Genomic DNA, 21,867 nt, shown 5'->3' on the forward strand with positions numbered 1-21,867 from the left:
ATGACACCGCGTGGCCGCCCACCGATCCTGTTTCCGCTGTTCGCCGGGGTCGAGACCGTCAGCGGCATCGGCGACAAGCTGGCGCGCGCGCTGGAGGGCTTGCGCATCACCCGGCTGCGCGATGCGCTGTTTGCGCTGCCGAATACGGTGATCGACCGCCGCCCCGTTGCCTCGGTCCGCGACGTGGTGCCACCCGGCATCGTCACCGTCACCGTCACCGTGCTGCGCCACTACCTCGCGACCCGGCGCGGCGGGCCGACCCGCGTGGTCGTGCGTGACGCGGCCTGCGATTTCACCCTGATCTTTTTCCACGCGCGCGGCGATTTCCTGGCGCGGCAACTGCCGGTCGGGGCGCGGCGCGTGATCTCGGGCAAGGTCGAATTGTTCGACGGCATGGCCCAGATCGTGCATCCTGACCAGATCCTGACCGAGGATGAGGCCGCCGATCAGCCGCGTTACCAGCCGGTCTATCCGCTGGTCGCGGGGGTGACACAGAAAAGCGTGACCCGCGTGGTGCGGGCGGCGCTGGACCGCGCCCCCGATCTGCCCGACTGGATCGACCCCGAATTGAAGCGCCGTGAGGGCTGGCCCGATTGGCGCGCCGCGCTGATCGCCGCCCATGCGCCACAGGGTCTTGCCGATGTCGCGGCCCATGCGCCCGCCCGTGCGCGCCTTGCCTATGATGAGCTGTTCGCCCATCAACTGACGCTCGCGCTTGCGCGGCGCGACAAGCGCCGCGGCAAGGGCCGCGTGACCCAGGGAACCGGCGCCACGCGGGACAAGATCTTGGCGGCGCTGCCTTTTTCGCCCACCGGGGCGCAGATCCGCGCGGTCGGTCAGATCGCGGCGGACATGGCCGCGCCGGGCCGGATGAACCGGCTGCTTCAGGGCGATGTCGGCTCGGGCAAGACGCTGGTCGCGCTGCTGGCCGCCGCGATTGCAGCCGAGGCCGGGGGGCAGGCGGTGCTGATGGCCCCGACCGAGATCCTGGCGCGCCAGCATCTGCAATCGCTGGCGCCGCTGGCGCATGCGGCGGGCCTGCGCATCGCGCTGTTGACTGGACGCGACAAGGGCGCGGATCGAGCCGCCAGGCTGGCCGATCTGGCGCAGGGCCGGATCGATCTGCTGATCGGCACTCATGCCGTCTTTCAGCCCGGCGTCGAATTTGCCGATCTTCGGCTGGCGATCATCGACGAACAGCACCGCTTTGGCGTCGCGCAACGGATGGAACTGGGCGCCAAGGGGCAGGCCCCCGACGTGCTGGTGATGACCGCGACACCGATCCCGCGATCGCTGTCGCTGGCCCAATATGGCGATATGGACATCAGCCTGCTGGACGAAAAGCCGCCGGGCCGCAGCCCGGTGACAACCGCGCTGATCGCCATGGACCGGCTGGAGGAGGTGGTGCAGCACCTGGCCCAGGCGATTGCCGAGGGTCGTCAGGCCTATTGGGTCTGCCCGCTGGTCGAGGATAGCGAACTGACCGACCTGACCGCCGCCGAGACCCGCTTTCAGATGCTGCGCGCCCGGCTGGAGGCGCTTGGGCTGGGGGTCGGCCAAGCTGCGCCTGCGGCGGGCGGTGGCATATCGCGCCTGAGCCGGGGCGACCGACCGCCGGCCCCCATCGGCCCGCATTCCGGCAGCGCGCCCGCGCCAAGGGCGCAATCGGCCCGGTCCGATGCTTTGCTGCGCGGCCCGGTGGCCCCGCCTTCGGCGGATCAACGGCCCGGCGAAGCGGTCGGGCTGCCGCCTGGCACGCAGGCGGGGTCCGGCGGCGCGGCGGCGCATGACCGCGCCGGGGCGGTTCATCAGCCATCGCCCTCGCGGGCCGATGACCGCCCCTCGGCGGCGGCATTACCGCGATCGCCAGTGGCGGCCAGGCATGCGCAGCCCGGCACCAGCATCCCGCCGGGTCGTCCATCGCCCGCCGACCTGCTGTCGCCATCGGGCGAAACAGCGCCCCCAACACAGCCGGGCAGGGGCAGTATTCCCGGGGCAGCCGATGCGCCATTGGCGGGCAGCGCGTCCGTTCTGTCGGATGACACCCCAGATGCGGCCGCGAAGCAGCCCGGCGCACCACGCGCCCCCGATGATGCCACGCGCCGCGAGGGCGGCAGTCCACCCGTGATGGCGTCGGGGTCTGACGAAGTGGCAAGCGCCGTGGGCGTGCCATCGCCTTCGGACGCGGCAGCACCCGTCACCGAGACCGGCTGGCCTGCGGATGAACCGTGCGACGGCGGAGCTTGCTCGCCCGATGGCCATGCGGCCGCTGACGCGCGAACGTCCTTTGACGGTGGTCGACCTGCCACAGATGGCGGGCATCCAGACGCGACGTCGCACGCCCCCGCCCCGCTGCGATCTGACGACGCAAGGTTTGCCACCAAAGGACCGTTCACCGAAGGGCCTTCGGACCAACCCGAAGCGATCCAGCCCACCCGCTCACCCTTTTCCGACCACGCGCGGTTGCCCCGAGATGACCGCAGCGACGCGGCAGGTTCACAGCACGCGCCCAGCTTGAGTGAAGGGGTGCCGCCCTCGGATCTTGAGCGGTCCGACCACGCAGGCCGACGCGACGATGCAGGCGCGCGGCCACACGCGCGCAGCTTGACTGAAGGGGCGCTACCCCCCGACCTTGACCCGACTTACCCCGCAGGCCGCAGTGACGAAGCGCCTTCACAGCCAGACGCGCCCAGCTTGACTGACGTCCCTCTACTACCCGCCGCGTCCTACCCCGCTGGCCGCCGCCACGAGGCAGGCTCACAGCCAGACGCTCCCCCGCCCGCCGCCGCGCCATGGCCCGCAGATGCGCCGGCACCCACCTACGCCGCTCAGGTCGAAGCCGAAGGGCAGCGGAGAGCAGCGCCTTGGGCCGCCGGCTCAGCGTTCCCGCCGGATGGTGTCGGACTTGCCAGCGACGAAGCGCCCCAGGAAGCGCCTTCACAGCCAGACGCGCCCAGCTTGACTGACGTCCCGCTACCCTCCGCCGCGTCCTACCCCGCAGGCCGCCGCGACGAGGCAGGTTCACAGCCAGACGCTCCCCCGCCCGCCGACGCGCATGGGCCGTCGGCCGCACCTCGACAGGCCGTCCAGCCAGCGGCCGCAGATGTGGCGCGGTCTGCCGCCGAAAGCCTGCTCGCCCACGTTCCGACGTCCGTCAGCGGGTCACCCCCCGCCAACGCTGACAAGCCGTCACCGGGCGCGTCCTCAGTGGTCGATGTCGGCAAACCGATCACCGATGGATCGACGCAGCTTCTGTCTGATCCCGCACCCGACGACGCTGGCTTGGTGGCTCTGGTGCACGGCCAGATGCCCCCCGAACAAAAGGACGCGGCAATGGCTGCCTTTGCCGATGGCCGGTCCCGCGTTCTGGTGGCCACCACGGTGATCGAGGTGGGGGTAAACGTGCCCAATGCCTCGATCATGGTGATCGAACGCGCGGAAAGTTTCGGGCTGGCGCAGCTTCATCAGCTTCGCGGGCGGGTCGGGCGCGGGGCGGCGCGGTCGACCTGCCTGATGCTGTTTCAGCCGCCCCTGTCCGAGACCGCCAGTCGCCGCCTGAGCATCCTGCGCGACAGCGAGGACGGCTTTCGCATCGCCGAGGAAGACCTGGCCCTGCGCGGCGCGGGCGATCTGATCGGCACGGCTCAGGCCGGGCTGCCGCGGTTCCAGATTGCCGATCTGGAGCGTCAGGCGGGTCTGATGGCGGTTGCGCAAAGCGATGCGCGCAAGCTTCTGGCCGACGATCCGGGGCTGGTGACGGATCGAGGTCAGGCGGCGCGGGTGCTGCTGTGGCTGATGGAACAGGATCGTGCGATTCGCCTCCTTTCGATAGGTTAGGGCAGTGTTCACGGATGTTCTTAAAAAGTTCTTTACACGCGCGCAGAATCATGAGAACAAAATAGCAACCAAGGAGGTTGCCATGTCCCAGTTGATCCTGACCCTGCGTCGTTCGCCCTCGATCCTGTCCGACAGTCTGGGTGTCGCGGCTCTGGTGGTGATGCTGGTGGCGGCGCTGTCGCTTCCTGGCTCTGTCTGATTTCTGCCTCGCGCTTTCCGCCGCGGCGCCCCGCCGCTTTGCCTGTCCCCAAATTGGTAAGGAATGCGCCACTTCCGCCGCTGTCCACCCGGACGGCGGCGGTTTTTTATTGGCTTTGCGCGGCGTCGATCGCATCCAGCGTGGCGTCATAGGCCAGCAGGATCGAGGCGTGCCGATTGGGATAGTCGCGCGCGGCAGCCAGTACGGCCAGCCCGTCGAAGGGCGCGGGCAGGGCGGGCGCCTGACCCGCCAGCAGCGCCGCAAGCGCGGCGCGGCCTTCGGCGATCTGATCGCGGCTCAGCCCGATCACCACGCCCCCCAGGATCGCCGCCGAGGCCTGACCCAAGGCGCAGGCCTTGACGTCCTGGGCAAAGTCGCTGACCCGCCCCTCCGCCAGCGTCACGTCGACGGTGATCGTCGATCCACACAAAGGCGCGCGACGGCTGGCGCTACCCATCGGCGCGGGAAGGCGACCCAGATGCGGGATCGCCGCAGCCAAAGCCAGGATGCGTTTGGAATATAGCTGGATCAGTTCGCTCTCGCTCATGTTCGTGGTAAATAGGCGCTTCATCGACCGAAAGGAAGCCGTCATGACCTTCGACCCCGCCAGCCTGCGCTTTGACGATCGCGGCCTGATCCCGGCCATCGCCCAGGATCACCTGACGGGCGAGGTGCTGATGATGGCCTGGATGAACGCCGAAAGCGTGGCGCGCACGCTGGCCAGCGGCAAGGTCACCTATTGGTCACGCTCGCGCGGGGATTACTGGGTCAAGGGCGAAAGCTCCGGCCATGTGCAACGGCTGGTGGAGCTGCGCGTCGATTGCGACAGCGATTGCCTGCTGGTGCTGGTCGATCAGACCGGCCCTGCCTGCCACACCAATCGCCGGTCGTGCTTTTACACCGCGATCCGAGGGGGACAGGCGGTCGAGATCCTTCAGCCCGAATGACCGATCAGCGCGCGCAGATCGGCGGGTGTCAGCCCCTCGGCGCGATAGGCGCGGATCGCACGGGCGTCGTCGCGCTTGGCCAGGCGCTTGCCTGTCTCATCGCGGATAAGGTCGTGATGCCAATAGCTTGGCGTCGAAAGTTCAAGTAACGTCTGAAGAAGAACGTGGATCTGCGTGGCCTGAAACAGATCTTCGCCGCGCGTGACCTCAGTGATGCCCTGCGCGGCATCGTCCACGACCACTGCAAGGTGATAGGCCGGGCCGGTATCAGCGCGCCATAAAACCACGTCTCCAACGTGGTTTATCAGGCGATCTTGAGACAAGGTGTGAACGCCGGCATGGATCGGTCCCTGTTCGACGAAGGCCGGCATCACCTTGACCGCCGCGCAGGCTTTCCGCATGTCCAGCCGCAGGGTGCGGCCCTGCCAATCGGCAGGCATCGGAGCGCCACGACAGGTGCCGGGATAGACGATGCCATCGGGACCGGCCAAAGGCTCGCCCTCGTTGGGTGCAGCGGCGGCGGCGCGGATGTCGCTGCGCCGACAGGTGCAGGGGTATATCAGGCCGCGATCTGCCAGCCTCTCCAATGCCTTGGCATAGGCGGGTATATTCTGGGACTGGCGCAGCGCCGGGGTCTGCCAGGTCAGGCCCAGCCAGGCCAGATCCTCAAAGATCGCGGCCTCATAGGAAGGTCTGCTGCGGGTCTGGTCCAGATCCTCGATGCGGATCAGGAACTGGCCCGGATCGGCGCGTTCACAGGCCACCAAAGCGGCATGGGCATGGCCCAGATGCAGCCAACCGGTCGGCGAGGGCGCGAACCGGGTTCGTCTTAACTTTGCGTCGCAAGCCATTGCGAGAAATCATCTTTCGCGCGGTCGGTATAGGCCTTGTAGCGATCCTTGCGGCCGCGCCGCCCGCCCTTGGCCTCAATCGGTGGGAACAGGCCAAAGTTGACATTCATCGGCTGAAAGGTCTTGGCATCAGCTCCGCCGGTGATGTGATTGACCAGTGCGCCCATCGCGGTGGTAAAGGGCGGCGGCGACAGATCACGGCCCAGAACCTCGGCCGCAGCCATCCGCCCGGCCAAAAGGCCCATGGCCGCGCTTTCGACATAGCCTTCAACCCCCGTCACCTGGCCCGCAAAGCGCAGGTTCGGGCGGCTGCGCAGCCGCAGCCGGTCATCCAGCAGCAGCGGGCTGTTCAGAAAGGTGTTGCGATGGATCCCGCCCAGACGCGCGAAGCGCGCATCCTGCAAACCGGGAATCAGTTTGAAAACATCGGTTTGCGCGCCATACTTCATCTTCGTCTGAAAGCCGACGATATTGTAAAGCGTCCCCAAAGCATTGTCGCGGCGCAGCTGCACCACGGCATAGGGCTTGTCGGTCGGGCGATGCGCATTGGTCAGGCCGACCGGCTTCATCGGCCCATGGCGCAGCGTCTCGCGCCCGCGTTCGGCCATCACCTCGATGGGCAGGCAGCCGTCGAAATAACCCGCCGTCTCACCCTCATGAAACTCGGTCTTGTCGGCCGCCAGCAGCGCGTCGATGAAGGCCTCATACTGCGCGCGGTCCATCGGGCAGTTCAGATAGGCGGTGCGCTCGGCTTCGGTCTCGCCCTTGTCATAGCGGCTTTGCGCCCAGGCCACCGACATGTCGATGCTGTCGGCATAGACGATGGGGGCGATCGCGTCGAAAAACGCAAGCGCATCCTGCCCGGTCTCGGCCAGGATCGCCTGACCCAGGGCCGGGCTGGTCAGTGGCCCGGTGGCGATGATCCAGCGACCATCGCGGGGCAGGTCGGTCACTTCACCCTCAAGAACGGACACCAGCGGATGCCCGCGCAACGCCGCTGTCACCGCACCGGAAAACGCCTCACGGTCCACCGCCAGGGCACCCCCCGCCGGCAGCTTGTGGCGGTCGGCCATGGCCATCACCAACCCGCCCGCCGCGCGCATTTCCCAATGCAGCAGGCCCACGGCATTCTGTTCATCATCGTCCGAGCGGAACGAATTGGAACAGACCATTTCCGCAAAATCGCCGGATTTATGGGCAAAGGTTTCGACCTGCGGGCGCATCTCGTGGATGACCACCGGCACGCCCGCCTGCACGATCTGCCAGGCCGCTTCCGACCCGGCCAACCCGCCACCCAGAACGTGAATCGCCTCTGTCATTCTTTCTTGTCCAAATACGCCGGGGGGTGAATGGGCCAAAGGCCCAGAGGGGGGCAGCGCCCCCCCCCCTTACTCCGCCTCGTCCTCGCCTTCGGCGGCGATGCGCGCGACCGAGACGACTTCCTCGCCTTCGCCGGTGTTGAACACCCGCACCCCGCCCGCGCCGCGCGACCGGAAGCTGATGCCGTCGACCGGCACCCGGATCGACTGCCCGGTCGAGGTCGCCAGCATGATCTGGTCGTCACCCTCCACCGGGAAGCTGGCCACCAGATCGCCGCCGCGCATGGATTTCTCCATCGCCGTCACGCCCTGGCCGCCGCGCCCGCGCACCGGGTAATCGTGGCTTGAGCTGATCTTGCCGGCGCCGCGCACGGTGATGGTCAGGATCAGATCCTCGGCCGCCGACATTTCGGCGTAACGCTCCAGGCTCAGGGCGCCCGGCTCGGCGGCATCGTCATCCTCGTCGGTCTCGCTGTCCTCGGTCACCCCGGCGGCGGCGCGGCGCATCTTCAGATAGGCGGCGCGCTCGGCCGGGTCGGCCTCGAAATGCCGGATCACCGACATGCTGACCACCCGGTCGCCCTCGGCCAGACGGATGCCGCGCACCCCGGTCGAGGAACGGCCCTGGAACACCCGCACATCGGTGGTCGGGAAGCGGATCGCCCGGCCGCGCGCGGTCACCAGCATCACATCATCGCCCGCATCGCAGATCCGCGCATTCACCAGGCTGACGCCCTCGGGCAACTTCATCGCGATCTTGCCGTTGCGCATGATATTGGTGAAATCCGACAGCGCGTTGCGGCGCACGTCGCCTTCCGAGGTCGCAAAGACGATCTGCAGATCGTCCCATTCGGCTTCGGGCACATCGACCGGCATCAGCGCGGCAATGCTGACGCCGGGCGTGATCGGCAGCAGGTTGACCAGGGCCTTGCCCTTGGCGGTGCGCCCGCCCAAAGGCAGCCGCCAGCATTTCATCGCATAGACCATGCCGTCGGTGGTGAAGAACAGCAGTTGCGTGTGGGTGTTGGCCACGAACAGCGTGGTCACCACATCGTCTTCCTTGGTGGCCATGCCCGACAGGCCCTTGCCGCCGCGGCGCTGTGCGCGGAACTCGGCCAAGGGCGTGCGCTTGATATAGCCGCCCGAGGTGATGGTCACCACCATATCCTCGCGTTCGATCAGGTCTTCATCGTCCAGATCGCCCGCCCATTCGACGATCTCGGTCCGGCGCGGCACGGCATGGGCGGCGCGCACCTCGCGCAGTTCGCCCGCGATGATCGCCATGATCCGGTCGCGCGATCCCAAAATGTCCAGATAGTCGCGGATCTTGGCGGCCAGATCCTTCAATTCTTCGGTCACCTCCTGCACGCCCATCTGGGTCAGGCGTTGCAGGCGCAGGTCCAGAATGGCGCGCGCCTGGATTTCCGACAGGTTATAGGTGCCGTCATCGTTGACCGGATGCAGCGGATCGTCGATCAGCCGCAGGTATTCGACGATCTCATGCGCGGGCCAGCGGCGGGTCATCAGCCGTTCGCGCGCCTCAGCCGGATCGGCCGAGGATCGGATCGTCGCCACCACTTCATCGACATTCGACACCGCGACCGCCAGACCGCAGAGGATATGGCTGCGCTCGCGGGCCTTGCGCAGTTCAAAGGCGGTGCGCCGGGCCACAACTTCCTCGCGGAAGGTGATGAAATGCGTCAGGAAATCGCGCAGGGTCAGCTGCTCGGGCCGACCGCCGTTCAGCGCCAGCATATTGGCGCCGAAGCTGGTCTGCATCGGCGTAAAGCGGTAAAGGTTGTTCAACACCACATCGGGCGTCGCGTCGCGTTTCAGTTCCACCACCACACGCACGCCGATCCGGTCGGATTCGTCCTGCACATGGGCGATGCCCTCGATGCGCTTGTCGCGGGCGGCCTCGGCGATCTTTTCGATCATCACCGCCTTGTTCACCTGATAGGGGATTTCGTCGATGACGATCGCCCAGCGATCCTTGCGCAATTCCTCGATCCGGGTTTTCGCGCGCATGACGATGCTGCCGCGCCCTTCCAGATAGGCCTTGCGGATGCCGCCGCGCCCCATGATCTGCCCGCCGGTGGGGAAGTCGGGGCCGGGGATATGCTCCATCAGCGATTCCACCGACAGGTCGGGATTGTCGATCAGCGCCAGCGTGGCGTCGATCACCTCGCCTAGGTTGTGCGGGGGGATGTTGGTCGCCATGCCGACCGCAATGCCGCCCGCGCCATTGACCAGCATGTTCGGAAACCGCGCGGGCAGGACCGTCGGTTCCAGATCCTTGCCGTCATAGTTCAGCTGGAAATCGACCGTATCCTTTTCGATGTCGGCCAGAAGAAAGGCGGCGGGCTTGTCCATCCGCACCTCGGTATAGCGCATCGCCGCCGCGCCATCGCCGTCCATCGACCCGAAGTTGCCCTGACCATCCAGCAGCGTCAGCGACATGGAAAAATCCTGCGCCATCCGCACCAGCGCGTCATAGATCGCGGCATCGCCATGGGGGTGGTATTTCCCCATCACATCGCCCACCGGACGCGCCGATTTGCGATAGGGCTTGTCATGGCTGTTGCCGGTTTCATGCATCGCATAAAGGATGCGGCGATGCACCGGCTTCAGCCCGTCGCGCAGATCGGGGATCGCGCGGCTGACGATCACCGACATCGCGTAATCCAGATAGGCGGTCCGCATTTCGTCGGTGATCGACACGGTGGGGCCGTCATGGGCCATCACGGTGATTTCGGGCTGATCCTCGGGGCCGGTCCCGGCGCCGGTTTCGGTTGTGTCGGTCACGCGAAATGCCTTTGATCGGGGGCGCCTTCGGCCCAGGGAAGGGCTGGCGCGCTTGTCCAGATTTTGTGTCCGGTGACTATAGCCAGACGAGGCTTAGCGCGCAACCGCAGCCCGCGCCCAAAGCGCCGCCAGCAGCCCCGAGGCGACGGCATTCCAGTTCGCCATCGTCGTGCCAAAGATCGTCAGCGCCGGTTGATCGCAGCGCACCATCGGCGCGGCCATGATCTGATCCAGCAGATCCCGGGTCGACATCTGCGTCAGGTTGCCGCCACCCGTGCAGGCCGACGGCCCCGCCCACAGGTGCCATTCGACGCCCGAATGATAGATGCCAAGCCCCAGGCTGACCAGCATCACCCCCAGCCCCAGCACCGCCAGCGCGCGCGGCGGGCGCGCCATCACCAGCGCGATCAGCCCGATGGCGCCCGCGATCGCATGGGGCCAGCGTTGCAGGATGCACAATTCGCAGGGGCGAAAGCCCGCCGCCTCGAACCCGAAGGCCATGGCGACCAGCGCGAGCGAGGCCGCGCCCAGGCCGATCATCTGCGCCCGCGCGCCCATCCCCGTCAGTCTGTTCATCAGAGCCACTTCACCGCCACAAATCCGCCGATCAGCATCAGCATTGCGACGGTGAACACAAGCCCCAGACGGCGTTCGATGAAATCACGGATCGGTGCGCCATAGATGCGCAGCAGCCCCGCCACCACAAAGAACCGCAGCGCGCGGGCGATGATGGCCACGCCGATGAACAGCGGCAGCGACAGGCCCGTGGCCCCCGAAAAGATGGTGATCACCTTGAACGGGAAGGGCGTAACCCCGGCGATCAGCACCGCCCAGGCGCCCTGTTCGTTGAACCGCGCGGCCAGTTGGTCAAAGGCCTCGGCCTTGCCATAGGCGGTCAGCACCCATTGTCCGACGGTATCCATCAGCCCCGCGCCGATCGCATAGCCCGCGATCCCCCCCGCGACCGAGGCCAGCGTCGCCACCCCCGCGATCAGCCAGGCCTGACGCGGGCGCGCCAGCACCATCGGGATGATCAGCACGTCCGGCGGAATCGGAAAGACCGAGCTTTCGATGAAGGCGACAAAGGCCAGCGCCCACATCGCATGGGGATGATGGGCCAGCCCCATCGTCCAGTCATAAAGCCGCCGCAGCATCCGTTCACCCGACCCATCCACGCGCGGTTCGCGCGCGCCTGTGCATCGCCCGTCGCCTGCGCTGCGTCAAGGGGCGGAAACCGAAGGCCATGGCGCGGCGTTCAGCCATGCGCCGCACGCGCGCCTTTCCCCCTGTTTCACGCTTTCGCGCGGGCGGGGGGCGGTTTAATCTGGCCAAAGCCGCCCCGTCGGGGCCATGCCACAAAGGAAGCACATCATGGAATGGAGAGGCCGTCGCGGCAGCAGCAATATCGAGGATCGGCGCAGCATGACCGGCCGCGCCGGCGGGATCGGCATCGTCGGCATGTTGATCGTTCTGGCCGTCGGGTATTTCTTCGGCATCGACATCAGCCCGCTGGTGTCGCAATCGGGGATCGGCAATCCGCAGCAGACCGCTGCCGAGCCGCTGAGCGAGGAGGACAAGGCCGCCGGGCAGATGGTCAGCGTCGTGCTGGCCGAAACCGAACAGGTCTGGGACGGGATCTTCCGCGACCAACTGGGCCGTGCCTACACGCCGACCAGGCTGGTGCTTTACAAGGGCGTCACCCAGTCGCCCTGCGGCGGGGCCTCGGGGGCGACCGGGCCGTTCTATTGCCCGGCGGATAAAAAGGTCTATCTGGACACGGCCTTCTTTACCACGATGGAGCGCCAGATGGGCGCCGGGGGCGAGTTCGCGGCCGCCTATGTCGTCGCGCATGAGGTCGGCCACCATGTGCAGAACGAACTGGGCATCCTGCCCAAGGCCAATGCCGCCCGTCAGCGCGCAGATGAGGTCACCTCGAACGACATTTCGGTGCGGGTGGAATTGCAGGCCGATTGCTTCTCGGGCGTCTGGGCCGCGCATTCGGCCAACGCGCTGAACCTGTCGGAACAGGACGTGCTTGAGGCGGTGAATGCCGCGAAGGCAGTTGGCGATGATACGTTGCAGGCCTCGGCCGGGCGGGTGCCGATGCCCGACAGCTTTACCCACGGATCATCCGAACAGCGCAAGCGGTGGCTGATCACCGGGATGCGTTCGGGCGATGTGAACAGCTGCGACACCTTCAGCGCCCAGCAGCTGTAAGCCGCTTGCGGGCCGCGCGCCTGCCCGTTAAAGGAAAGGGCGGGGGATGACCCCGCCCTTTGTGCATCGCACATCGGCCCGAGTGGCGGAATGGTAGACGCAGCGGATTCAAAATCCGCCGCCGCAAGGCATGTCGGTTCGAGTCCGACCTCGGGTACCAGTTTTCTGTTCATGGCGAATGGTTTGCGCGGCGCGCGCCGTGGCCGGGCTGATTCGTCAGCCGACAGGGTAACGCCGGGGCAGGGCGCGCAATCGCGGGTTGTGGGGGCGAAAACATGACGCAACGTCAGACCGATCCGTTCTGTCGTTTTTACCACCAGAAATATTTCACATCGTCGATTTTTGCCTATGACTTTCAATGGGATGGATGGCACATTTTGCTTTATTGGGCGCATATGGCGAAAAATTTGTCAAATCTTTCAAGACTTTCCCCGACCATGCGGCTCTCGATCTGCTATAGCTGGTCTCAACCGGCGCGTCTGTGGTTGTCCCGCATGTGACCCGCGTCGCAGTCGAACCTGTTCCTGAGTTTCACCCATGTCGGATCCCCATCATCCCCAGCGCGCCTTCCAGGGTAGCTATCTGGATTGTCTGTCGGTCTTTTCGCCCCTTGGGCGGCTGGCGACGGCTGCGGGGCCACGGGCCATCGCGGATCTGCGGGCGGGCGATGCGCTGCTGACGCGCGATCATGGCTATGTGCCGCTGCTGATGGCCATGCCGCTGGCGGGTGCGCATCCGGGCGTGATCATCGGGCCGGATGCGATGGGGCCGGGGATGCCGATGCGGCAGATCACCGTATCGGGCGCGGTGCGGCTGTGGAACCTGCGCTTTCAGCAGGGGGGCGAGCTGGCGCGGGCCGATGACCTGCGCAGCCTGAACCATGTGAACGCGGTTGCCGCGCGGCCGATGGTGGCGCTGATCTGCGACCGCGCGGTCGGTGTGCTGATCGACGGCGCCTGGGTGGAATGCCCCGGCCCATCGGCGCGGCTGGTGGCGGCGCTGCTGCCGCATCTGGGGGATGAGGATCGCGCCCGGCTGGTCGCCACCTTCTCGAACCGTCCGCTGCCCGAACGCGCCCCGGCCGATGTGCCGCCCCAGTCGCTGCACCGCGCGACCGACCTGCCCGCACCCCGCCACCGCGCGCTGCATTAGCTGAACCTGCGCTCCGGCGCGGCCCCGCAACACCCCAAGCACCGGGAATAGCCATGGCCCGATCTGGGGCGGGACCGCGGCGCCCTGCCGCTGCAATCGGCGTGCGGTCCTGCGGCGCGCGCCCCGATCTGCTCGCCGTTGCCCCCTCGGCCACGGGACGGCTCGCGACTGACCCGGCGCCGCCCGCGCCACCCCAGCCCCCGGCAGCAAAGGGGGATCGCGCGCGAGCCGTGGCTGCTTCCCGTCCGCGCGTGGTCATCGCCGCCTGCGCCAGCCCCCGGTTGCCCCGTGTGATGGCCAGCGCGCGCCGCCCTCTCGATCCCGCGCCGGATGATCCGCCCCGACCGGACAAAGACAAGGGGCGCGGCCTTGCGGTCGCGCCCCGTTGCACTCTCGGCTCAGCCCGCGGCGCGGGCCTGGCGCTTGCGCTCATGCGGGTCCAGGTGGCGTTTGCGCAGGCGGATGATCTTCGGCGTCACCTCGACCAGTTCATCGTCGTCGATATAGGCGATCGCCTCCTCAAGGCTCATGCGAACCGGCGGCGTCAGGCGCACGGCCTCATCGGTGCCGCTGGCGCGCACGTTGGTCAGCTTCTTGCCCTTCAGCGGGTTCACCTCAAGGTCATTGTCGCGGGAATGTTCGCCGATGATCATCCCCTCATAGACCTGTTCCTGCGCGCCGATGAACAGCTTGCCGCGCTCTTCCAGGTTCCACAGCGCATAGGCCACCGACACGCCGTTTTCCATGCTGATCAGCACGCCCTGGCGGCGGCCCTGGATCGCGCCCTTGTAGGGTGCCCAGCCGTGGAAGATGCGGTTCAGAACGCCGTTGCCACGGGTGTCGGTCATGAACTCGCCCTGATAGCCGATCAGGCCGCGCGACGGCACATGCGCCACGATGCGCGTCTTGCCATGGCCCGCCGGGCGCATCTCGACCAGATCGCCCTTGCGCGGGCCGGTCAGCTTTTCGATGACGACGCCGGAATAATCGTCATCGACATCGACGATGACCTCCTCGATCGGCTCCATCCGCTGCCCGTCTTCCTCGCGGAAGATCACGCGGGGGCGGCTGATCGACAGTTCAAACCCTTCGCGGCGCATGTTTTCGATCAACACGCCCATCTGCAATTCGCCGCGCCCCGAGACCACAAAGGCCTCGCCGCCCGGCGTGTCCTCGACGCGGATGGCGACATTGGTTTCGGCCTCTTTCATCAGCCGTTCGCGGATGACGCGCGATTGCACCTTGTTGCCGTCACGACCGGCCAGCGGGCTGTCATTGATGCCAAAGGTCACGCTGATCGTCGGCGGATCAATGGGCTGCGCGGGCAGGGCGGTGTCGACATCCAGCGCGCACAGCGTATCGGCGACGGTCGCCTTGGTCATGCCGGCCAAGGTCACGATGTCGCCGGCCTGCGCCTCGTCAATCGGCTGCTGCGACAGGCCGCGAAAGGCCATGATTTTGGTGACGCGGAACTGTTCGATCCGCTCACCCGCGCGGTTCAGCGCCTTCAGCGTGTCGCCGACGCGGGCGATCCCGGCCTCGACCCGGCCGGTCAGGATGCGGCCGATGAACGGGTCGGCCGACAGGGTGACGGCCAGCATCTGAAACGGCTCGTCGGTGCGGAACTCTTGTTTCGGGGGTTCGACATGGGCCAGGATCAGGTCGAACAGCGCCGACATGTCCTTGCGCGGCCCGTCCAGATCGGCATCCGCCCAGCCGCCGATGCCGCTGGCATAGACATGCGGGAAATCAAGCTGTTCGTCGGTTGCGCCGAGATTGGCGAACAGGTCGAACACCTCATCCAGGGCGCGGTCGGGTTCGGCGGCGGGCTTGTCGACCTTGTTCAGCACCACGATCGGCTTGAGGCCCAGCGCCAGCGCCTTCGAGGTCACGAACTTGGTCTGCGGCATCGGCCCTTCGGCGGCATCGACCAGCAGGCAGACGCCATCCACCATCGACAGGATGCGCTCGACCTCGCCGCCGAAATCGGCGTGGCCGGGGGTGTCGACGATGTTGATGCGGGTGCCCTTCCATTCGACGCTGGTGGCCTTGGCCAGAATGGTGATGCCGCGTTCGCGTTCGATGTCATTGCTGTCCATCGCGCGTTCCGCGACGGCCTGATTTTCACGGAAGGCGCCGGATTGGCGCAGCAATTGGTCGACCAGCGTGGTCTTGCCGTGGTCGACGTGGGCGATGATGGCGATGTTGCGGATGTCCATGGGGGTTCCAATGCAAGGGTTGCGCAGCCCATAGCCGGAAGCGCGCCCGATGGAAACCCCCCGATGGAACGCCCCTTCAACGACAAACCCCGCCCATGGGGGGCGGGGCCTGTGCAAAGGGTGGGCTGAGGATCAGCGCAGGCCGAACAGCGACAAAACGGCCAGAACGACCACGACCAGACCCACGATATAGATGATGCTGTTCATGATTGGCTCCTGCAAGGTGTTGGTTCTTGCGGCGTCAACGGGCAGCCCGCCGGAATGGTTCCGTTATGTCGCAATATATCTGTCGCGGCGGTGGTTGATGGCGATGACCAGGTTCACCACCAGCGCGCCAAGCGCCGACCAGGCGATGCGCGCGGGATCGCCCAGCAAGGCCAGGGCTGCCGCGAAGAGCACCGCGTCAAAGATCAGCTGCGTCCAGCCGGCGCGAAAGCCGGTGCGATCCTGCAACATCAGCGCCAGGATGCCGATCCCGCCCAGGCTGGCGCCATGGCGAAACAGCGCCATCAGCGCGGCGCCGGTGACCAGCCCGTAAAGCACCGCGCCCGCAGCCGGGGTCAGGTGCTGAAAGCTGACCCAGCCGGGCATGGCCATCGACAGAAGGGTGACAAGCGCCACCGCCAGAAAGGTCTTGGCGGTAAAGCGCGTGCCCATCCGCCGCCAGCCGAACCAGTAAAACGGGATGTTGATGACGAAGAACACCGGGCCGAACCCCCAGCCGGTCAGATAGGTGATCAGGATCGCCAGCCCCGCCGTCTGCCCGGTGATCAGCCCCAGATGGGTCAGCACAGTGACGCCAAAAGCGGCCATGAAGGCGCCAAAGCCAAGGCCTTGCGCATCCTCGATCAGGCTGTGGGCGGGGGTGTTCTGCGGTTCTGTCATGGCGGGCCTTTGCTGTCTGTCCCCAGACCGCGCGCCATATCCCGGCGCGCCGCTTTAGTCCAGCATCAGCGATTGGCCCGTCGGGGGGCCTTAGCGGTTGGCTGAGCGATAGAGCGCCCATTCCTCGACCAGACGGCCATCGGGCAGGTGGCACCAGCCGCTTTCGCCCCCTTGGGCGTCACGCCGGATCTCGACCTTGCCGCCCTGCTGGACGCAATGGACCGAGGCCGGATTGGCCATGCCGATCGCGGGGCTGTCACCATCAGCCATGCAGCCCGCCAGCGACAGCGCCGCCAGCCCCAGAAAGATCTTGTTCATCCTGTTGCGCCCTCCAATGCGTCATGGCTCAAGGGTGCCACGGACCCGGCGCCTGCGTCAATCGAGCATCACGCCCCAGCTTTCGACGCGGCCATTGGGCAGATGGCAGCGCACCGATTTCATGCCGCCCCCCACGCGGTCGCGGGCGGTGGTGCCGCCGCGCCGGTCGCAATCGGCGGCGATGCGATCGGCCAGGGGCGCGTTCGGCAGCAGCCGCGCCTCGGGTTCGACACAGCCCGCCAGCAACGCGGTGACAGGCAACAACACGGGGATCATCAACAGCTTTTTCATGGCGCCCAGATAGGCGGGGCAGGGCCTGCCCGCAAGGCAAAGGCCGGACCCTTCGGCCCGGCCCTGCAAGTTTCCGCCGGTCGGGCCGGTCAGCCCTTCAGCGCCTTGTTCAGGTATTCGTCGACCTTTTCCAGATAACCCATGGTGGTCAGCCACTTCTGGTCCGGCCCGATCAGCAGCGCCAGATCCTTGGTCATATGGCCATCCTCGACCGCATCCACGGTGACCTTTTCCAGGGTCTGCGCGAACCGCATCAGCTGGTCGTTGCCGTCCAGCTTCGCGCGGTGCTTCAGCCCGCCCGTCCAGGCAAAGATCGACGCGATCGAGTTGGTCGAGGTCTCCTTGCCCTTCTGATGCTCGCGATAGTGGCGGGTGACGGTGCCGTGGGCGGCTTCGGCCTCGACGGTCTTGCCATCGGGCGTCATCAGCACCGAGGTCATCAGCCCCAGGCTGCCAAAGCCCTGCGCCACGGTGTCGGACTGCACATCGCCATCATAGTTCTTGCAGGCCCAGACATAGCCGCCCGACCATTTCAGGTTCGAGGCCACCATGTCGTCGATCAGGCGGTGTTCATAATGAATCCCGGCCTTCTTGAACTTGTCCTCGAACTCGGCCTCATACACCTCCTGGAACAGATCCTTGAAGCGGCCGTCATAGGCTTTCAGGATGGTGTTCTTGGTCGACAGATAGACCGGATAGCCACGGTTCAGGCCATAGTTCATGGACGCGCGCGCAAAGTCGCGGATGCTGTCGTCAAGGTTGTACATGGCCATGGCGACACCCGAGGACGGCGCCTGGAACACCTCATGCTCGATGGTCTCGCCATCTTCACCGACGAACTTGATCGTCAGCTTGCCCTTGCCCGGAAAGCGGAAATCGGTGGCCTTGTATTGATCGCCAAAGGCGTGGCGGCCGACGATCACCGGCTGGGTCCAGTGCGGCACCAGGCGCGGCACGTTCTTGCAGATGATCGGCTCGCGGAAGATCACGCCGCCAAGGATGTTGCGGATCGTGCCGTTCGGCGATTTCCACATCTTCTTCAGGCCGAACTCTTCGACGCGGGCCTCATCGGGGGTGATGGTGGCGCATTTCACGCCGACGCCATGCTCCTTGATCGCATTCGCGGCATCGATGGTGATCTGGTCGTTCGTGCGGTCGCGCTCCTCGATGCCCAGGTCGTAATATTTCAGGTCGACATCCAGATAGGGCAGGATCAGTTTCTGCTTGATGAAATCCCAGATGATCCGGGTCATTTCATCGCCGTCCAGTTCGACGACGGGATTGGCGACTTTGATCTTCGACATGGAAGCCTCTCGCGGTTGTAATTGTGGGATTCGTCGCGGCTGTGATAACCGATCCGGGGGCAAAAGGAAAGCGGTGTATGCAATTGTATACTGAAATCGCCAAGGTGGCGGGGCTGGCGCTGCTGCTGGCGGGATGCGTGGTCGCGGTGCCCGATCAGGTGGTGGCGCCGGGTGCAGAAGGGCGTGCAGAGGGGCCGGCGCGGCTGCGGCTGGTCGATGCGCGGCTGATGACCGATGCAGCGGACCCGCAGGTGCTGGCGCGGCTGCGCGCCCATATTGCGGCGGCGCAATCGGGGGCGGCGCGCGCCATGGGCCGGTCGCAGGCCGCGCCGATCTGGCGGGTCTGCACCACGCCCGCCTGCGATCAGGCGCATGGCATGACGACGCGCGGCCTCAGCTATGGCAGCCTGGCGATCAACATCGGCTCGCGCGCCTGGGACGATGCGCCGACCTATCTGCATGAGGCGATCCATGCCGAGATGAACACATCCGACCTGCTGATGATCCGCCTGCGCCAGCCGGTGCCGGTCTGGTTCGACGAGGGGATCGCGACCCATGTTTCCGGCACCGTCGGGGCCGATCTGTCGGCTGCCGAATGTGCCGCTTTGGCCGGGCGCACCCTGCCCACGCGGCCTGCCGATTTCACCGCGCTGACGCGCGAAATCGGCTTTCGCAACGCCTATGGCGCGGCCAGTTGCCGGGTCAAGGACTGGCTCGCGGCCGGTCGGCGCACGCAGGATGTGATCGCGATCATGCAGTCTGGCAAGGGCTTGCCATAAGATCTTCATGCGCTGTCAAAAGATCACGCGGCAAGCCATTGAAAAGGGGCGGCATTCATGCCGCTCCTTCATATGTCTTATCAGCTTCGGCCCTTAAGCCACTTCCGCGAAAACCTTTTTCAACGCGCGGTCCAGCTTGTCGAACATCTCATCCATCTGCGCCTCGGTCAGGATGAAGGGCGGGCACAGCACGATCGACTGACCCAGCGGACGGCAGATCAGGCCCATGTCGGTGCAGGTATTGGCAATGCGCTCGCTGACCGACAGGGTGCCGGGGAAGGGTTCCTTGGTGGCGCGGTCGCGCACCGCCTCCAGCGCCCACATGAAGCCGACGCCGCGCAATTCGCCGATATTGGGGTTCTGCGCGATCTCGGCCAGACCCTTTTCCAGGCGCGGCGCCAGGCGTTTGACGTTGTCGGCCAGCCCCTCGTTCATCACCACGTCGATGGCCTTCAGCGCCACCGCGCAGCCGACCGGATGGCCCGAGGCGGTGAAGCCGTGCGGGAACTCCTCGATCTTGTCGATGGCCGCTTGCAGCCGGTCGGTCAGTTCCGGCCCCAGGATCACTGCGCCCATCGGGAACAGCCCGGCGGTCAGGTTCTTCGAGCTGATGATCGCATCGGGCATGAAGTCATAGGTCTGGCAGCCCCAGGTGTTGCCGGTGCGCCCGAATCCGCAGATGACCTCGTCGGAAATCAAGGGGATACCGTATTTCTTCAGCACCGGATGGATGGCCTGGAAATACCCGGCCGAGGGCGGGATCACGCCGCCCGCACCCATCACCGGTTCCGCGAAGAAACCGGCGATCGTGTCGGGGCCTTCGCGCAGGATCGTGTCCTCAAGCTCTTGTGCCAGACGTTTGGTGAACTCGGCCTCGGTCTCGCCCTCCTTGCCGAAACGCCAGTAATGCGGGCAGGTCAGATGGATGAAGCCGTCCATCGGCAGGCCAAACACGGCGTTATAGGGCTTGCCCGTCATGCTGGCCGCAACCGCCGTCACGCCGTGATAGGCATTCCAACGCGTCAGGATTTTGCGTTTCTTTTCATGGCCTTCGGATGCGTGCAGGAACCACAGCATCTTGACCATCGTGTCATTCGCCTCGGACCCCGAATTGGTGTAGAACACCTTGCCGCGCGCGAAGGGCGATACCTCGACCAGCTTTTCCGACAGCATCACCGTCTGGTCGGACATGCGCCCGAAAAAGGCGTGATAGCCGGGGAAGCGGTCGTATTGATCCTTGGCCGCCTGCGCCAACCCCTTGTGATCGAAACCGGCCACCATGTTCCACAGGCCCGAGTTCGAATCGAGGTATTTTTTCCCATTCGTGTCAAAGACATAGGGGCCTTCGCCATGGGTCAGCACAACGGTGCCGCGATCATGGACAGAGGGCAGGTCGGTAAAGCCATAAAGCGAATATTCTTCGGCGCGGGCTTCCCAGCTGCCGGGGGCGGGGGTGGTCATGGACGATCTCCTTTGCTGGGCAAAGGCTAACCGGGCGTTTGGCGCGTTTCAATGGGGCCGCGCCGGGCGAAGCGGCGCGGCGGCTGGTCAAAGTGGCGGTGCCTCTGGCGCCAGAAAGCGGCGCAACAGCAGGCCCTGCACATCGGCGGGCGACAGGCGCTTGTCGCGATGCGCCGCCACGAACGCGTCGCGCGCAACCGGGTCGGGATCAAAGCGCGCATAAAGCCGCCCGATCTGATCGGCATCTGCCAGGCCAAGCTCGATCCGCCGGTCGATCCGCCCCGATCGGATCAGCGCCGGATCCAGCCGTTCGGGATGGTTGGTGGTCATGAAGATCACGAAACCCTCCTGCGTGGCCACGCCGTCGAGCGCGTTCAGAAAGCCTGAAAACGAGAGCTTCACCTCATCATGCACGGCGTCGCGGTCGTCGAAAAACGCGTCGACATCCTCGATCAGCAGGATCGAGCGGCGCGGCACGGCGGCCAGCAGCGCATGGATCTTGTCGTCGCTGACGCCCGATCCGGCCAGCGACAGCGTGCAGATGTTCATCCGCAGGTCCGAGGCCAGCGCCGCCACGACCGAGGTCTTGCCGGTGCCGGGCGGGCCGAACAGCAGATAGCCGCGCCGCCAGGGCAGGCCAAGGCGCTGATAATCTGTGCGCGCGTCCAGAAACCGCGCGAGATCTGCGCGCAGATCCTGCGCCAGCCCGCCTTGCAGCACCACGCTGTCCAGTGGCCTGGGCTGGCCCAGCCGCACGCGCGTCCATTGCCCGGCCTCATAGGGGTCGGGGGCATGGATCGACAGATGGTCGCGCTCGGCATCCTCGCGCGCGGTCAGCGCCTGATCGACAAGGCCGCGCAGCCAGGCCGGATCGCGGCCAAAGCCCATCAGTGTGACGCGCTCCAGCACGGTCTGGCTGACCTCGATCTGGCGGTGGATCATCAGCCAACGGCCCTGATCGCGAAAGATGTGAAAGCCCGGCGCGGGTGACAGATGCACGAAGGGCGCAGTCGCGCCGGGGCTGTCGCCCGCATCCTCACCCAGGCGGCGCGAATGCGCGGTGATCTGGTTCGAGGCGGCAAAGCCGGGGCGGCTTTCCAGATATTCGACAAGGGTCGTGAACAGGAAACGGTCGCGGGAATCGACCGTCAGCCGCGACAGGACATGTCGTGACAGCCACAACGCGGCCATCACCGGCACGTCGCGCAGCGCGAATGCGATCGCGCCGATCAGCCCCAGAAGGGCGGTATTCAAAAGGGTCAGGGTCATCAGATCGTCCGGGT

18 protein-coding genes and 1 tRNA gene are annotated in these 21,867 nt (G+C 66.1%); 6 read left to right on the forward strand and 13 right to left on the reverse strand.

The genetic code is table 11. The features are described 5' to 3' along the window. Entirely contained in the window at nucleotides 1-3,837 is a 3,837-nt protein-coding gene (locus tag ACEYYA_RS06565; RefSeq protein WP_374798834.1) for a DEAD/DEAH box helicase, read from the forward strand. A gap of 305 nt (nucleotides 3,838-4,142) precedes the next feature. Here the strand turns inward: ACEYYA_RS06565 and ACEYYA_RS06570 are convergent, their stop codons facing one another. Then, on the reverse strand, nucleotides 4,143-4,583 hold the full coding sequence (locus ACEYYA_RS06570) for an iron-sulfur cluster assembly scaffold protein (protein ID WP_374798836.1): 441 nt from the start codon (nucleotides 4,581-4,583) through the stop codon (nucleotides 4,143-4,145). A gap of 43 nt (nucleotides 4,584-4,626) precedes the next feature. On the opposite strand from ACEYYA_RS06570, the gene hisI reads away from it, so the two are divergent. Beyond that, nucleotides 4,627-4,983 (forward strand): phosphoribosyl-AMP cyclohydrolase, encoded by a 357-nt coding sequence (gene hisI / locus ACEYYA_RS06575; RefSeq protein WP_374798838.1) that lies wholly within the window; start codon nucleotides 4,627-4,629, stop codon nucleotides 4,981-4,983. On the opposite strand, the gene gluQRS is transcribed toward hisI, so the two are convergent. The 5 genes from gluQRS to ACEYYA_RS06600 all read right to left on the reverse strand — a co-directional run bounded on the left by gluQRS (nucleotide 4,971) and on the right by ACEYYA_RS06600 (nucleotide 11,112). Continuing rightward, nucleotides 4,971-5,834 (reverse strand): tRNA glutamyl-Q(34) synthetase GluQRS, encoded by an 864-nt coding sequence (gene gluQRS / locus ACEYYA_RS06580; protein WP_374798840.1) that lies wholly within the window; start codon nucleotides 5,832-5,834, stop codon nucleotides 4,971-4,973. The genes hisI and gluQRS overlap by 13 nt on opposite strands. Then, the gene (gene trmFO / locus ACEYYA_RS06585; RefSeq protein WP_374798842.1) at nucleotides 5,813-7,153 is read right to left on the reverse strand and encodes a methylenetetrahydrofolate--tRNA-(uracil(54)-C(5))-methyltransferase (FADH(2)-oxidizing) TrmFO; all 1,341 of its coding nucleotides are present in this window, start codon (nucleotides 7,151-7,153) and stop codon (nucleotides 5,813-5,815) included. The genes gluQRS and trmFO overlap by 22 nt, the downstream gene beginning before the upstream one ends. Before the next feature lie 69 nt (nucleotides 7,154-7,222). Continuing rightward, nucleotides 7,223-9,895 (reverse strand): DNA gyrase subunit A, encoded by a 2,673-nt coding sequence (gyrA, locus tag ACEYYA_RS06590; protein WP_374799120.1) that lies wholly within the window; start codon nucleotides 9,893-9,895, stop codon nucleotides 7,223-7,225. A 156-nt stretch (nucleotides 9,896-10,051) separates the two neighbouring features. Then, nucleotides 10,052-10,534: a disulfide bond formation protein B gene (locus ACEYYA_RS06595; RefSeq protein WP_374798844.1), complete on the reverse strand. Its 483-nt coding sequence runs from the start codon at nucleotides 10,532-10,534 to the stop codon at nucleotides 10,052-10,054. Continuing rightward, complete coding sequence (locus ACEYYA_RS06600; RefSeq protein WP_374798846.1) at nucleotides 10,534-11,112, reverse strand: YqaA family protein; 579 nt, start codon at nucleotides 11,110-11,112, stop codon at nucleotides 10,534-10,536. Before ACEYYA_RS06600 ends, ACEYYA_RS06595 begins: the two co-directional genes overlap by 1 nt. A 217-nt stretch (nucleotides 11,113-11,329) precedes the next feature. Here ACEYYA_RS06600 and ypfJ point away from each other — a divergent pair, with 217 nt between their 5' ends. The 3 genes from ypfJ to ACEYYA_RS06615 all read left to right on the forward strand — a co-directional run bounded on the left by ypfJ (nucleotide 11,330) and on the right by ACEYYA_RS06615 (nucleotide 13,327). After that, on the forward strand, nucleotides 11,330-12,175 hold the full coding sequence (ypfJ, locus tag ACEYYA_RS06605; protein WP_374798848.1) for a KPN_02809 family neutral zinc metallopeptidase: 846 nt from the start codon (nucleotides 11,330-11,332) through the stop codon (nucleotides 12,173-12,175). Nucleotides 12,176-12,251: 76 nt separating this feature from the next. Next, a tRNA-Leu gene (locus ACEYYA_RS06610) sits at nucleotides 12,252-12,335 on the forward strand. A 377-nt stretch (nucleotides 12,336-12,712) separates the two neighbouring features. Further along, the gene (locus tag ACEYYA_RS06615) at nucleotides 12,713-13,327 is read left to right on the forward strand and encodes a Hint domain-containing protein (protein WP_374798850.1); all 615 of its coding nucleotides are present in this window, start codon (nucleotides 12,713-12,715) and stop codon (nucleotides 13,325-13,327) included. Between the two features lie 398 nt (nucleotides 13,328-13,725). On the opposite strand, the gene typA is transcribed toward ACEYYA_RS06615, so the two are convergent. The 5 genes from typA to ACEYYA_RS06640 all read right to left on the reverse strand — a co-directional run bounded on the left by typA (nucleotide 13,726) and on the right by ACEYYA_RS06640 (nucleotide 18,344). After that, complete coding sequence (gene typA / locus ACEYYA_RS06620) at nucleotides 13,726-15,546, reverse strand: translational GTPase TypA (RefSeq protein WP_374798852.1); 1,821 nt, start codon at nucleotides 15,544-15,546, stop codon at nucleotides 13,726-13,728. A gap of 270 nt (nucleotides 15,547-15,816) precedes the next feature. Then, entirely contained in the window at nucleotides 15,817-16,431 is a 615-nt protein-coding gene (locus ACEYYA_RS06625; protein ID WP_374798854.1) for a YitT family protein, read from the reverse strand. A 90-nt stretch (nucleotides 16,432-16,521) separates the two neighbouring features. Then, a complete protein-coding gene (locus tag ACEYYA_RS06630; RefSeq protein ID WP_374798856.1) occupies nucleotides 16,522-16,749 on the reverse strand; it encodes a putative hemolysin in 228 nt (75 codons plus the stop codon). A gap of 57 nt (nucleotides 16,750-16,806) precedes the next feature. Then, nucleotides 16,807-17,025 (reverse strand): hypothetical protein, encoded by a 219-nt coding sequence (locus ACEYYA_RS06635; protein ID WP_374798858.1) that lies wholly within the window; start codon nucleotides 17,023-17,025, stop codon nucleotides 16,807-16,809. A gap of 104 nt (nucleotides 17,026-17,129) precedes the next feature. Beyond that, on the reverse strand, nucleotides 17,130-18,344 hold the full coding sequence (locus tag ACEYYA_RS06640) for an NADP-dependent isocitrate dehydrogenase (RefSeq protein ID WP_374798860.1): 1,215 nt from the start codon (nucleotides 18,342-18,344) through the stop codon (nucleotides 17,130-17,132). Between the two features lie 77 nt (nucleotides 18,345-18,421). Between ACEYYA_RS06640 and ACEYYA_RS06645 the strand changes: the two genes are divergently transcribed. Next, entirely contained in the window at nucleotides 18,422-19,123 is a 702-nt protein-coding gene (locus tag ACEYYA_RS06645) for a hypothetical protein (RefSeq protein WP_374798862.1), read from the forward strand. 93 nt (nucleotides 19,124-19,216) lie between these two features. Here ACEYYA_RS06645 and ACEYYA_RS06650 read toward each other — a convergent pair whose 3' ends face one another. Together ACEYYA_RS06650 and ACEYYA_RS06655 are read right to left on the reverse strand one after the other, a co-directional pair. After that, nucleotides 19,217-20,584 (reverse strand): aminotransferase, encoded by a 1,368-nt coding sequence (locus ACEYYA_RS06650; protein ID WP_374798864.1) that lies wholly within the window; start codon nucleotides 20,582-20,584, stop codon nucleotides 19,217-19,219. An 87-nt stretch (nucleotides 20,585-20,671) separates the two neighbouring features. Next, nucleotides 20,672-21,853, reverse strand: coding sequence for an AAA family ATPase (locus ACEYYA_RS06655; protein WP_374798866.1), 1,182 nt, complete (start codon nucleotides 21,851-21,853; stop codon nucleotides 20,672-20,674). Between the last annotated feature and the right edge of the window lie 14 nt (nucleotides 21,854-21,867).

Origin of the sequence: Paracoccus zhouxuedongae, assembly GCF_041927815.1 — a bacterium.
Taxonomy (GTDB): Bacteria; Pseudomonadota; Alphaproteobacteria; order Rhodobacterales; family Rhodobacteraceae; genus Paracoccus.

What these genes read in the sequence shown, in the direction of transcription:
- ACEYYA_RS06630 (WP_374798856.1), bottom strand. Translation starts at nt 16,749, where the DNA reads ATGAACAAGATCTTTCTGGGGCTGGCGGCGCTGTCGCTGGCGGGCTGC.
- ACEYYA_RS06615 (WP_374798850.1), top strand. Translation starts at nt 12,713, where the DNA reads ATGTCGGATCCCCATCATCCCCAGCGCGCCTTCCAGGGTAGCTATCTG.
- ACEYYA_RS06565 (WP_374798834.1), top strand. Translation starts at nt 1, where the DNA reads ATGACACCGCGTGGCCGCCCACCGATCCTGTTTCCGCTGTTCGCCGGG.
- typA (WP_374798852.1), bottom strand. Translation starts at nt 15,546, where the DNA reads ATGGACATCCGCAACATCGCCATCATCGCCCACGTCGACCACGGCAAG.
- gyrA (WP_374799120.1), bottom strand. Translation starts at nt 9,895, where the DNA reads ATGGCCCATGACGGCCCCACCGTGTCGATCACCGACGAAATGCGGACC.
- ACEYYA_RS06645 (WP_374798862.1), top strand. Translation starts at nt 18,422, where the DNA reads ATGCAATTGTATACTGAAATCGCCAAGGTGGCGGGGCTGGCGCTGCTG.
- ACEYYA_RS06640 (WP_374798860.1), bottom strand. Translation starts at nt 18,344, where the DNA reads ATGTCGAAGATCAAAGTCGCCAATCCCGTCGTCGAACTGGACGGCGAT.
- gluQRS (WP_374798840.1), bottom strand. Translation starts at nt 5,834, where the DNA reads ATGGCTTGCGACGCAAAGTTAAGACGAACCCGGTTCGCGCCCTCGCCG.
- hisI (WP_374798838.1), top strand. Translation starts at nt 4,627, where the DNA reads ATGACCTTCGACCCCGCCAGCCTGCGCTTTGACGATCGCGGCCTGATC.
- ACEYYA_RS06635 (WP_374798858.1), bottom strand. Translation starts at nt 17,025, where the DNA reads ATGATCCCCGTGTTGTTGCCTGTCACCGCGTTGCTGGCGGGCTGTGTC.
- ACEYYA_RS06600 (WP_374798846.1), bottom strand. Translation starts at nt 11,112, where the DNA reads ATGCTGCGGCGGCTTTATGACTGGACGATGGGGCTGGCCCATCATCCC.
- ypfJ (WP_374798848.1), top strand. Translation starts at nt 11,330, where the DNA reads ATGGAATGGAGAGGCCGTCGCGGCAGCAGCAATATCGAGGATCGGCGC.
- ACEYYA_RS06595 (WP_374798844.1), bottom strand. Translation starts at nt 10,534, where the DNA reads ATGAACAGACTGACGGGGATGGGCGCGCGGGCGCAGATGATCGGCCTG.
- ACEYYA_RS06650 (WP_374798864.1), bottom strand. Translation starts at nt 20,584, where the DNA reads ATGACCACCCCCGCCCCCGGCAGCTGGGAAGCCCGCGCCGAAGAATAT.
- ACEYYA_RS06655 (WP_374798866.1), bottom strand. Translation starts at nt 21,853, where the DNA reads ATGACCCTGACCCTTTTGAATACCGCCCTTCTGGGGCTGATCGGCGCG.
- ACEYYA_RS06570 (WP_374798836.1), bottom strand. Translation starts at nt 4,583, where the DNA reads ATGAGCGAGAGCGAACTGATCCAGCTATATTCCAAACGCATCCTGGCT.
- ACEYYA_RS06625 (WP_374798854.1), bottom strand. Translation starts at nt 16,431, where the DNA reads ATGACAGAACCGCAGAACACCCCCGCCCACAGCCTGATCGAGGATGCG.
- trmFO (WP_374798842.1), bottom strand. Translation starts at nt 7,153, where the DNA reads ATGACAGAGGCGATTCACGTTCTGGGTGGCGGGTTGGCCGGGTCGGAA.